General features: G+C 71.8%; 11 protein-coding genes. 4 read left to right on the forward strand and 7 right to left on the reverse strand.

What is annotated here, in order from left to right; translation table 11 throughout:
• Positions 1 to 509 precede the first annotated feature (509 nt).
• Positions 510 to 719, forward strand: a complete 210-nt coding sequence (locus PSH25_RS28250) for a PspC domain-containing protein (RefSeq protein ID WP_030486383.1) — start codon at positions 510 to 512, stop codon at positions 717 to 719.
• A 402-nt stretch (positions 720 to 1,121) separates the two neighbouring features.
• On the opposite strand, the gene PSH25_RS28255 is transcribed toward PSH25_RS28250, so the two are convergent.
• The 7 genes from PSH25_RS28255 to pdxH all read right to left on the reverse strand — a co-directional run bounded on the left by PSH25_RS28255 (position 1,122) and on the right by pdxH (position 7,260).
• Entirely contained in the window at positions 1,122 to 1,985 is an 864-nt protein-coding gene (locus PSH25_RS28255; RefSeq protein WP_238661933.1) for a DUF4230 domain-containing protein, read from the reverse strand.
• A gap of 99 nt (positions 1,986 to 2,084) precedes the next feature.
• Positions 2,085 to 3,248, reverse strand: a complete 1,164-nt coding sequence (locus PSH25_RS28260; RefSeq protein ID WP_238661934.1) for an acyl-CoA dehydrogenase family protein — start codon at positions 3,246 to 3,248, stop codon at positions 2,085 to 2,087.
• 44 nt (positions 3,249 to 3,292) lie between these two features.
• Complete coding sequence (locus tag PSH25_RS28265; RefSeq protein ID WP_030329612.1) at positions 3,293 to 3,598, reverse strand: type II toxin-antitoxin system VapB family antitoxin; 306 nt, start codon at positions 3,596 to 3,598, stop codon at positions 3,293 to 3,295.
• A gap of 187 nt (positions 3,599 to 3,785) precedes the next feature.
• Positions 3,786 to 4,388, reverse strand: coding sequence for a nitroreductase family protein (locus PSH25_RS28270; protein WP_238661935.1), 603 nt, complete (start codon positions 4,386 to 4,388; stop codon positions 3,786 to 3,788).
• On the reverse strand, positions 4,388 to 5,317 hold the full coding sequence (locus PSH25_RS28275) for an aldose 1-epimerase family protein (protein WP_238661936.1): 930 nt from the start codon (positions 5,315 to 5,317) through the stop codon (positions 4,388 to 4,390). Before PSH25_RS28275 ends, PSH25_RS28270 begins: the two co-directional genes overlap by 1 nt.
• Positions 5,318 to 5,335: 18 nt before the next feature.
• Positions 5,336 to 6,634 (reverse strand): MFS transporter, encoded by a 1,299-nt coding sequence (locus PSH25_RS28280; RefSeq protein ID WP_238661937.1) that lies wholly within the window; start codon positions 6,632 to 6,634, stop codon positions 5,336 to 5,338.
• Positions 6,631 to 7,260, reverse strand: coding sequence for a pyridoxamine 5'-phosphate oxidase (gene pdxH / locus PSH25_RS28285; protein ID WP_238661941.1), 630 nt, complete (start codon positions 7,258 to 7,260; stop codon positions 6,631 to 6,633). The genes PSH25_RS28280 and pdxH overlap by 4 nt, the downstream gene beginning before the upstream one ends.
• Before the next feature lie 279 nt (positions 7,261 to 7,539).
• On the opposite strand from pdxH, the gene PSH25_RS28290 reads away from it, so the two are divergent.
• The 3 genes from PSH25_RS28290 to sepH form a co-directional block, all read left to right on the forward strand.
• On the forward strand, positions 7,540 to 8,646 hold the full coding sequence (locus PSH25_RS28290) for a citrate synthase 2 (RefSeq protein WP_238661938.1): 1,107 nt from the start codon (positions 7,540 to 7,542) through the stop codon (positions 8,644 to 8,646).
• A 195-nt stretch (positions 8,647 to 8,841) separates the two neighbouring features.
• Positions 8,842 to 9,969 (forward strand): phosphoserine transaminase, encoded by a 1,128-nt coding sequence (gene serC / locus PSH25_RS28295; protein WP_238661939.1) that lies wholly within the window; start codon positions 8,842 to 8,844, stop codon positions 9,967 to 9,969.
• Positions 9,970 to 10,154: 185 nt separating this feature from the next.
• Positions 10,155 to 11,078, forward strand: a 924-nt coding sequence (gene sepH, locus PSH25_RS28300; protein WP_238661940.1) for a septation protein SepH, incomplete at its 3' end; no start/stop codon positions are given.

Consider the following 11,078-nt stretch of genomic DNA (forward strand, 5'->3'; position numbering starts at 1 on the left):
GGAAGTATATATCCACAAGCGTTGGACATGCGTAGTGCGCACAGTTAGCATGCAAATGGAGTTATTGTTGTTACTCGTGGAGGTGCGAGCTATGCAAGTTGTGCGCTTGTTGTTTTTTTTTGTAAGGCAGACGACGCCTTACGGGATGGGCCCAGGTGAGTGGGTTTCAGCGGTGTCCTCTTCCGATCTACCTGCCGCGGACGCGGAAGACCGGAAGGTAGGCGGCGGGCGGGGGCGTGGGTGGGCGAGTGTGGGCGGGTGGGCGCGGGCGCGGACGTTGGCGCGCGGGTACGGGTGCGGGGGCGCGGGCGGGCCGGGGGCGAGTGGGGTCGGCAGGCGGCGCGGGCCGACGGGCGGGGGTTCTGGGAGGCGTCAGCGGGGGGTGGCCCGGGTAAAGCACCTACGGGTCCACGGGTTGCCGCTCCTCCTCGGGACCGAGGGCGAGGTGGCCATCCCTTTCTACCGTGGATTGCAGACGCGGCGCACCGCCGCAGAGTGGGAGTACGACGATGAGTCGCAAACTGGTCCGGCCCCGCGAGGGGCGCATGATCGCCGGTGTCTGCGCCGGTCTCGGGCGGCGGTTCGGCATGTCGGCCGGAATGGTCCGGCTGCTGTTCCTGCTGTCGCTGCTGCTGCCCGGCACGCAGGTGATCGTCTACCTGATCCTGTGGGTGCTGATGCCGAACGAGGACCGCTACCTCGCCTCCACCGGACACTGACCCGCCCCGCGCACCTGACGTAATCGCAGATCTTGGACAGTTTCCGTCAGCTGCTAACGGAAACTGTCCAAGGTTGCTCGGTCCGCCGCCACGGCGATGCCTCATATCCGGCGAACCAGCCGCGCGCCTACGCGGAGGGCCTCCGGACCCTTGGCTGCCGTTCCTCGCCCCATCCGCGCGCACAGGCCCTCTCGTCCGGCTCCCCCCAGGCGCTGGGCTCCCCCAGGCGCCGGGCTCCGCCGAGGGCTCATCGACAACACAACGACGTGCAACAGGGCCGAGGGTGCGCACTGCCCAGACGGTGCCGAGGGCAAAGGGGCAGCACGGGAATCGAGGGGCAAGACGGAAGCGCCCGCTCCGACGAGAGTCGGTGCGGGCGCTTCGGCGTACGGGGGGGGCAGGTCAGGCGGCTATGTAGGTGACCGTGATCTGCTGGTAGCCGAGGGAGCGGAGCAGCCCCTCCAGCATCTTGCGGGTGTTCTCCTCGGCTCGGGCGGAGAGCCCGCTGTCCCGCGCGGCGGCGGTGATCCGGTCCTCGGCGAGCTGGTAGACCTGCTGCTGCCGGTTGGGGTCGTTGCCGACCAGGTCACCGAGTCGGTTGAGCAGACCGCGCTGCTCGGCGAAGACGTAGCTCTTCTCCATGTCGAGGTTGGTCTCGCCGAGCTGCGGTGCGGGCAGCTTGATCTCGACGGACTTGCCGTCGGCGGACTGGACGACGGCACCCTCACCGATCTTGGTGAAGTCGACGTACGCCTCGACGCTGCCGGCCCCGACGAACAGGGTGCGCTCGTTGAGCAGGAAGTCCGGAACGTTGCGCCGGTCGTTCTGCGTGTCGACCACGACCTGGAAGTTGCCTTCGGCGGCCACGTAGCGGCTGAGGTCCTGGATCGACTTCAGCAGCGGTGGCTGACTGCGGTCGGTCTGCTCCTTGGCGAACGGGTTGCGGAACTCCGGCAGGATGCCGGTCGCCTGGATGCCGAGCAGCACGACCACGGCCAGCGCGGCGGCGCCGAGCAGCAGAAGCAGCCCGCGGGCCGCCCCACCGCCACCGCCACCGCCGGGGCCGTCGCCACCGCTCGTCGGGCCACCCGGCCCGCCGGGGCCACCAGGAGCAGCGGGACCAGCGGGACCAGCAGGCCCACCGGGGTCACCCGGCGTGTCCGTGCTCCACTCGGGTGTCGCGCTCGACCGCGCCTTGAGATCGTCACCGGTCGGGTAACCGGGGAACTCCCTCGTGGGCTCGTTGCTGCCAGCGTCGCGGGCCATCACCCTCACCGTCCTCGTCAGACACGTCGTCTGTCAATGACGGTACGGCCCCGTTACGACAGTCGCGCGGCGAGCGCCAGGAAGCGACAAAGGAGCAGGTCAGGCGAACGCCGAGAGCCCGGTGAGCCGCTGCCCGACGACCAGTTGGTGGATTTCGGAGGTGCCCTCGTACGTCAGCACGCTCTCCAGGTTGTTGGCGTGCCGCATGACCGGGTATTCGCCGGAGACGCCGTTGGCGCCGAGGATGGTGCGGCACTGCCGGGCGATGGCCAGGGCTTCCCGCACGTTGTTCAGTTTGCCCACGCTGACCTGCTCGGGCCGCAGCCGCCGGGCGTCGGCGAGCCGGCCCAGGTGCAGCGCGAGCAGTTGCCCCTTCACCAACTCGACGGCCATGTCGGCGAGCTTCGCCTGGGTGAGCTGGAACCCGGCCAGCGGGCGACCGAACTGGGTGCGGGTGGTCGCGTACGCCAGGGTGGTCTCCAGGCAGTCGCGGGCCGCGCCGACCGCGCCCCAGACGATGCCGTAGCGGGCCTCGGTGAGGCAGCTCAGCGGCGCCTTGAGCCCGACCGCCTCGGGCAGTTGGGCGTCGGCCGGGAGCCGGACGTCGTCGAGCACGATCTCGCCGGTCACCGACGCGCGCAGCGACATCTTGCGGCGGATCTCCCGGGCCGTGACGCCGGGCGTGTCCATTGGTACGGCGAAACCCCGCACGCCGTCGTCGGTGCGCGCCCAGATCACCGCGACGTCCGCGATCGGGGCGTTGGTGATCCACATTTTCCCGCCGGTGAGCAGCCAGTCGTCGCCGTCGCGGCGCGCCCGGGTGGCCATCGAGGCGGGGTCGGAGCCGTGGTCCGGCTCGGTCAGGCCGAAGCAGCCGATCGCCTCACCGGTGGCCATAGGCGGCAGCCAGCGTTGCTTCTGCTCCTCGCTGCCGTAGCGCCAGATGGCGTACATGGCGAGCGATCCCTGCACGGAGACCAGGGAGCGGAGGCCGGAGTCGCCGGCTTCCAGCTCCTGGCAGGCCAGCCCGTAGGCGACGGCGGAGGCGCCGGCGCAGCCGTAGCCGGTCAGGTGCATGCCGAGCAGACCGAGCTTGCCGAACTCCCGGGCCAGCTCCCGGGCGGGCGCCCGGCCGTCCTCGTACCAGTCGGCGACGTGTGGCCGCACCCGGTCGTCGACGAGCTGGCGGACGACGTCACGGATCTGCCGCTCCTCCTCGCTGAGCGACGGGTCCAGGTCGAGCAGGTCCAGCGGAGCGGTCATGGACGCCACCCTAACGAAGACTCAGCGGGCGACAGAAGGGCTCGTCACTCGATGGGCTCGGAGAGCACCAGCACCCGCGCGTGGATCTGGTTGCGTTGCTGCAGGGCGGCGCGCAGCGCCCGGTGCAGCCCGTCCTCCAGGTAGAGCCCGCCGTTCCACTGCACAACGTGCGGGAAGAGGTCACCGTAGAAGGTGGAATCCTCGGCGAGCAGTTTGTCCAGCGCCAACTCGCGCTTGGTGGTGATCATCTGATCCAGGCGCAGTGGCCGCGGCGGGATCTCCGCCCACTGCTTGAGCGTCAGATTGTGCTCCGGATAGGGACGCCCGTCCCGGACCGCTCTGAAGATCACGACGGCACGCTCCCCTCCCCGTGGCCGGGCCGACCGACGGCGCCGAGCCGGGCCGCGGCGGGCACCGCGCGGCGCGGCACCGATGACCGTGCCAGCCTAGCCGCCCAGCGCACGCTGCGTTCTGCTCCCTGATGTCAGTTTCGCTATCGCTCGTCCGTTCTTCAACCGGACGAACGGGACGTCGGCCTCAGTTCCACCGGCCGCGCCGTACGACCTCGTCCATCGGGCGACGCCCACGGCGCAACGATGGTGACCGATGGTCGGCCGCCCGGTAACCGATTGTGACGGCACCGATGGGTTGATACTCCGTCGGCACGCCGAACGCGTCCCGGTAGGCGGCCAGCCGCTGCGGCGGAATGCCGAAGAAGCACGCGCCCAGCCCCTCGTCCACGGCGGTGAGCAACATCAGCAACGCCGCGAAGCCGGCGTCCACGTGCCAGTACGGCACCGGCCACCGGTCCGTGGACTGATCCGTCCAGCCCTTGTCGGGTTCCGCGTACCGCCGCAGGTAGGCCGACTCGTTGGCGTGCGGCACCACGATCAGGGGTGCTCGGCGCATGCCCGCGAGCCAGCGCTCCCGTCCACCGCCGTCGGGGGTGGTGGCGGCCCAGAACCGTTCCCGGTCGGCCGGCTCCTCCACGACCAGGAAGCCCCAGCCCTGGGCGAAGCCGGCCGACGGCGCGCGGACCGCGTGGTCGAGCAGCCGGTCCACCACGTCGGGCGGGACCGGGCGGTCCGGGTCGTAGTTGCGCACCATCCGCCGACGGCGGACGACCTCGGCGAACTCCATCAGGCTCCGGGGCGGATGCCCCAGGCACCCCGCCAGGTCGTGCCGGGCTTGAGGGTGAGCAGATCCTTGCCCGACCGGAACGCGTCCGGTGGGCAGGTCATCGGCTCGACCGCCACCGAGCGGCGGTGCCGCTCGCCGGTGAGGGCGTCCCCGGTGAACACCTGCCACCAGCCGAACTCGGCATCCGCCCAGATGCTCACCCCGGCCGCACCGTCCGGCGCGGAGAGGCTCACCGACGAACCGCCGTCGGCGTCCCGGATCACGTCGCCGAAGCAGGAGTCCAGGACGGCCGCGCCGATCCGGCGGGGGCTGGTCCAGTCGTACTCGGTGCCGGCCACCGGGGTCACCCCCACCGGCAGCAGCCGACCGTCCACCAGCACCCGGCTCCGGGTGGGCAGCCGCAGCACCAGGTCGTCCACCGCGACACCCGGCAGTTGCAGGTACGGGTGCACGGAGAAGCCGAACGGTGCCAACTCCTCGCCGATGTTCGCCACCTCGTGCTCGGCACGCAGCCCGTCCGCGTCGACGCTCCAGCGGCTGCGCAGCCGCAGCGGCCACGGGTAGCCGGGCTGCGGCGGCAGGTCGTAGCCGACCGTCACGGCGTCCGCCGACTGCTCCAGCAGCTGCCACGGCGCCCAGTTGACCAGCCCGTGGATGGCCACGTGCCGGTCCGGCTCGGTCAGTGCGAGCTGGTGCGTCCGCCCACCGAACGGGTAGCGACCGTCGCGGATCCGGTTCGGCCAGGGTGCCAGCACCTGCCCGGTGCAACCGGGGCAGACCTCGTCGGTCTGGTACCCGTCGAGCAGGTCGACACCGTCGTGCCGGTACGTCCGGAGCCCACCGCCGACCTCCACGATGACGGCCTCGTGACCGGCGGCAGAGATGGTCCACTGGGCGCCGGAGAACGGGCGCTGATCGGGGCTTTCCATGCCGGCGACCCTAACCGGTCAGGTCCGGTCGTCGCTCGACGCCGTCGCCGCCCGGTAGCGCAGCAGCGCGGGGAACGCGACCGCGAGCACCACCACGAGCACCGCCGAGGCGAGCCCACCGGCCACCCAGGCCACCCCGCCGCCGAACCCGGCGGCCATGGTGCCGGCGCGCAGGTCACCCAGGCGTGGGCCACCCGCCACCACGACCGTGTTGACGCCCTGGAGCCGGCCGCGCATCCGGTCCGGTGCGTAGACCAGCAGCATCGACTGACGCAGCACCGCGCTGATCAGGTCGGCGGCGCCGGCCACGGCCAGCAGCACGACCATCAGCCAGAGCTGGTGGGCCAGGCCCGCCGCGGCGATCGCCAGGCCCCAGCCGACCACCGCGAGCACCAGGCCGAGCCCCTGCCGGCGGAGCCGGCCGATCCAGCCGGAGGTCAGCCCACCGATCATCGAGCCGATCGCGATGGCGCTGTAGAGCAGACCGACCGCGCCACCGCCGCCGAACCGCTCGTGCGCGATCTCCGGAAAGAGGGCCCGTGGCATGGCGAGGATCATCGCGATCAGGTCCACCCCGAAGGACAGCATCAGTACCGGGGTGGTGGCCAGGTAGCGGAACCCGTCGACGACGCTGGCCAGGCCGGCACGTCGGGCCTGGCCGTCTTCGGTGGGCTCGGGCGGGAGCGAGGGCAGCCGCAGCGCGGCCCAGAGCATCGCGGTGAACAGCACCGCGTCCAACCCGTACGCGATCGGCAGGACCACCGTGGTGTCCGGCGACGCGGAGAGGATGAGGCCGGCGGCGAGCGGGCCGGCGACCGAGGCGGCGGTGAAGGTCGTGTAGTTCAGGGTGGTGGCGGACGCCACCAGGTCTTCCGGCACCAGCCGGGGCAGCATGGCGCTGCGGGCCGGCGAGCTGATCGCGAAGGCCACCGACTGCAACGCCATCAACGCCAGCAGCAGCACGGGACTGCCCACGTTCAGCAGCGCCTGGACCAGCAGACCGAGGGTGGATGCCCAGAGCAACAATGAGCCGCCGAGCAGCACCGCACGCCGGTCGCGGGCGTCGGCGACCGCGCCGCCCCAGAGCCCGAAGACCAGCAACGGTACGAAGGCAGCGACCCCCAGCAGGCCCACCCAGAACGAGTCCCGGGTCAGGGCGTACATCTCCACCGGCACCGCGACGGCGGTGAACTGGAAGCCGAACATCGCCACGGTGTTGCCGAGCCAGAGCCGGCGGTAGGCCGGGACCCGCAGCGGCCGCACGTCGATCGCCCAGCGGCGCGCTGCGCGCGGCCGGGTCTCCTGCACACCCGTCACGGCGCCAGCCGCTCGACGATCCAGTCACCCTCGTCCCGGCGACGGAAGCGGAGCCGGTCGTGCAACCGGCCGGCCCGACCCTGCCAGAACTCCACCGACTCGGGCTGGACCCGCAGCCCGCCCCAGTGCGACGGGGTCGGGATCTCGGCCTGGTCGGCGAACCGCTCGGCCGCCTCCTGGTACCGCTGCTCCAGCGCCGCCCGGCCCGACACGACCTGGGACTGTGGGCTGGCCCAGGCGCCCAGTTGGGAGCCGCGCGGCCGGCTGGCGAAGTACGCCTCGCTCGTCGCGCGGTCGACGTGCGCGACCCGCCCGGCGACCACCACCTGCCGCTGCATGGGAAACCACGGAAAGACCAGACTGGCGTACGGGTTGGCGGTCGCCTCGACGCCCTTGCGCGACAGGTGGTTGGTGAAGAAGACGAAGCCCTCCGGGTCGTACCCCTTCAGCAGCACCGTCCGCCCGCTCGGCCGGCCGGCCGGGTCGGCGGTGCCCACCACCATGGCGTTCGGTTCGGGTAGCCCGAAGGCCACCGCGTCGGCGAACCACCTGTCGAACTGGGTGTGCCAGTCGACGGCCAGGTCAGCCTCGGTCAGGCCCAGGTCCGCGGCGTACTCGTTACGCATCGCGGCCGGGGCGGGTGTGTCGCCCGTCACGTGCCCACTCCTTCTCGGGGGCCCCGCCAGCACCCTCCCGCGCTGACCAGCCCGCCCTGCCCCAGTCTCACTGAGCGGGGCGGAGAATGCGCGCCCGGGGATGTCGCGTGCAGCACAGTCGCAGCGGGTCGCGTATCCCTTACTCAGCAGGCAGTATGTTCCGAACACATCCCTGAGGGTCGCCTAAGGCGCTCGGCCGATCGGGCCGGATGAGCGATCGGGCGCACCGACCAGATCCAGGAGAGCGACATGGCCGATTTCAAACCCGGGCTGGAGGGCGTCGTCGCCTTCGAGACCGAGATCGCCGAACCTGACCGTGAGGGCGGCGCGCTGCGCTATCGCGGAGTCGACATCGAGGATCTGATCGGCCAGGTGTCGTTCGGCAACGTGTGGGCACTGCTGGTCGACGGCCGGTTCGGGCCGGGCCTGCCGCCGGCGGAGCCGTTCCCGGTGCCGGTGCACTCCGGTGACATCCGCGTCGACGTGCAGTCCGCGGTCGCCATGCTGGCCCCGTACTGGGGGCTCAACCAACTGCTGGACATCTCCGACGAGCGGGCCCGGGAGGATCTCGCCCGGGTGTCGGTGACCGCGCTCTCCTTCGTCGCCCAGTCCGCCCGCGGCCTCGGCCTGCCGGCGGTGCCACAGAAGGAGATCGACAAGGCGCAGACCATCGTCGAGCGGTTCATGAAGCGCTGGCGCGGCGAGCCCGACCCACGGCACGTCAAGGCCGTCGACGCGTACTTCATCTCGGCCGCCGAGCACGGCCTGAACGCGTCCACCTTCACCGCTCGCATCGTCGCCTCCACCGGGGCGGACGCGGCGGCCTGCATCTCGTCGGGCATCGGCGCCCTCTCCGGCCCGCTGCACGGCGGCGCCCCGTCCCGGGTGCTCAGCATGCTGGAGGCGGTGGAGCGCAGCGGCGACGCGGAGGGCTACGTCAAGGGCGTCCTCGACCGCGGCGAGCGGTTGATGGGCTTCGGCCACCGTGTCTACCGTGCCGAGGACCCGCGCGCCCGCGTGCTCCGGCGCACGGCCAAGGAACTGGGCGCGCCGCGCTTCGAGATCGCCGAGGCGCTGGAGAAGGCGGCCCTCGCCGAGCTTCAGGCCCGCCGCCCGGACCGGGTGCTGGCCACCAACGTCGAGTTCTGGTCGGCCGTCGTACTCGACTTCGCCGAGGTGCCGGCGCACATGTTCACCTCGATGTTCACCTGCGCACGGATGGGTGGCTGGAGCGCGCACATCCTGGAGCAGAAGCGCCTGCAGCGGCTGGTCCGTCCGTCCGCCCGCTACATGGGCCCGGAGTCCCGCAAGCCGTCCGAGGTCGAGGGCTGGGCGGCCATCCCGCACGGCGTCTGAGCGGTAGGCAAGGGCCCCTCCTCGACGCCGGGCGTCGAGGAGGGGCCCTTCTCGTCGGTGACCGGAGCCGACTGTGGCGAAGGACTCAGACCGACCGCCGGGACCCCGCCCATCGCCGTCCGGCCCGGGTGCGAGGATGAGGGCCGGCAGTGTCGCCGGGCCCGCCCTCGCCCTTGCGGAAGGATCTTCAAGACCGTGGCTGACGCACCGATCATCCGGATTCCCGATGAGATCAAGCCCGCCGACGGACGTTTCGGCTGCGGCCCGTCCAAGGTCCGCCCGGCGGCGGTGTCCGCTCTCGCCGAGGTCGCGACCACCTATCTCGGCACCTCGCACCGGCAGAAGACGGTCCGTGACCAGGTGGCCCGGCTGCGCTCCGGCATCGCCGAGTTCTTCTCGCTGCCCGAGGGCTACGAGGTGGTGATCGGCAACGGTGGCACCACCGCGTTCTGGGAGGTCGCCACCTTCGGCCTGATTCGCGACCGGGCCCAGTTCGCCAGCTTCGGCGAGTTCGGCGCCAAGTTCGCCAAGTCGGTCAAGGACGCTCCGTTCCTGGGTGAGCCGACCGTCCGCAAGGCCGACGCGGGCAGCGCGCCGGCGCTGGTCGCCGAGTCCGGCGTGGACGCGTACGCGACGCCGCAGAACGAGACCTCGACCGGTGTGGCCGTCCCGATCAGCCGGGTGGCCGGGGCCGACGAGGGCGCGCTGCTGCTTGTCGACGCGACCTCCGGCGCGGGTGGCCTGGAGGTCAACGTCGGCGAGACCGACGTCTACTACTTCGCCCCGCAGAAGTGCTTCGGCTCCGACGGCGGTCTCTGGCTGGCCCTGATGTCGCCGGCCGCACTGGACCGGGCCGCCGAGATCAAGGCGTCCGGGCGCTACATCCCCGCCTTCCTCGACCTGGTCACCGCGATCGACAACTCGCGGCTGGAGCAGACCTACAACACGCCGGCGCTGGCCACCATCTTCCTGGCCGCCGAGCAGACCGACTGGATGAACGCGCAGGGCGGTCTGGCCTGGGCGGCGAAGCGCACCGCCGAGAGCGCCGCCGCGGTCTACGGCTGGGCCGAGCGGTCCAGCGTGGCCACCCCGTTCGTCACCGACCCGGCGCTGCGCTCCAACGTGGTCGCCACCATCGACTTCGCCGACGGGGTGGACGCCACGGCGATCGCCAAGGCGCTGCGCGCCAACGGCATCGTGGACACCGAGCCCTACCGCAAGCTCGGTCGCAACCAGCTGCGGGTGGCGCTGTTCCCGGCCGTCGAGCCGGCCGATGTCGAGGCGCTGACCGCGTCCATCGACTACGTGGTCGAGCGACTCTGACGTTCGTCACGGTCGGTGTCCGTTGGGGCCTCCACGGACACCGACCGTGATCATCGCCGCAGCTCAGTCACGACATGCGGGGTGTCGCTTCCCCCACCCTGAGGCAGATGCGCGTACGGTGGTCCGAGACGCCTGGGTGGCCGACTCGTGGCGTGCGGTCAGCGAAGCGGGACGGAGGCAACGCTATGCGCCCAGTACGCTTCGTCGCCCTCTCCGAGGACGGCCAGGCCCTGGTGCTCGCCGACGAGGTGGGGCGACTCCTCGCCCTGCCGATCGACGAACGCATCGCCGGCGTGATGCACCCCGAGCCGGGTGCCCCGCCGCTCGCGGTGGCACCGACCACCGTCGATCCGATTCCCTCACTGTCCCCCCGGGACATCCAGGCCCGCATCCGCTCCGGTGAGTCCGCCGAGGATGTCGCCCGCATCGCCGGGGTGCCGGTCGACCGGGTGCTGCGCTATGCCGGCCCGGTGCTCCAGGAGCGGGCGATGCTCGCCCAGCACGCCCGTCGCACCCGCCTCAAGGGTGCGGAGAAGCCCACCCCGCTCGCCGAGGTGGTCAACGGTCGGCTGAGTCAGCACGGCATCGACACCGAGAAGATCTCCTGGGACGCCTACCGGCGCGACGACGGCACCTGGCGGATCATCGCCACCTGGCCGTCCGGCAAGGCCACCGCGCAGGCCATCTGGGACATGGACAAGGCCCGGCAGGTGGTCACGCCGCACGACGACATGGCGCAGTACCTGTGCGCCGAGCGGCCCACGCCGATCCTCGGCCAGGAGCCGGCACCGGAACGGACCGGGCACGCCCTGCCCGGTCCGTCGCGTGGCGAGCCGAGTCGTGGCGGGCACGGGTTGCCTGCCGCGTCCGAGCACCCGCGCCCTGGCCGCGATCCGATCCGGGCCGGCCGGGACGCGCTGCTCGCCTCCCTGGACCGCCCGCTCGGCTCGTCGGGTCGCGGGCTGGAGCCGCGTACCCCGGCTGCCCTTGCCGGGTCGGACGCGCCCCGGCAGCGGCCGGTCGGTGGGGGTGCCGCCGCGCTGCTCGGCGGTGGCCAGGGCTCGGCCTTCGACGACGATTCGGACGCGCCCAAGGAGGTGCCGGCCGTG

It is taken from the genome of Micromonospora foliorum, assembly GCF_022229015.1.
In the GTDB taxonomy this organism is placed as follows: domain Bacteria; phylum Actinomycetota; class Actinomycetes; order Mycobacteriales; family Micromonosporaceae; genus Micromonospora; species Micromonospora foliorum.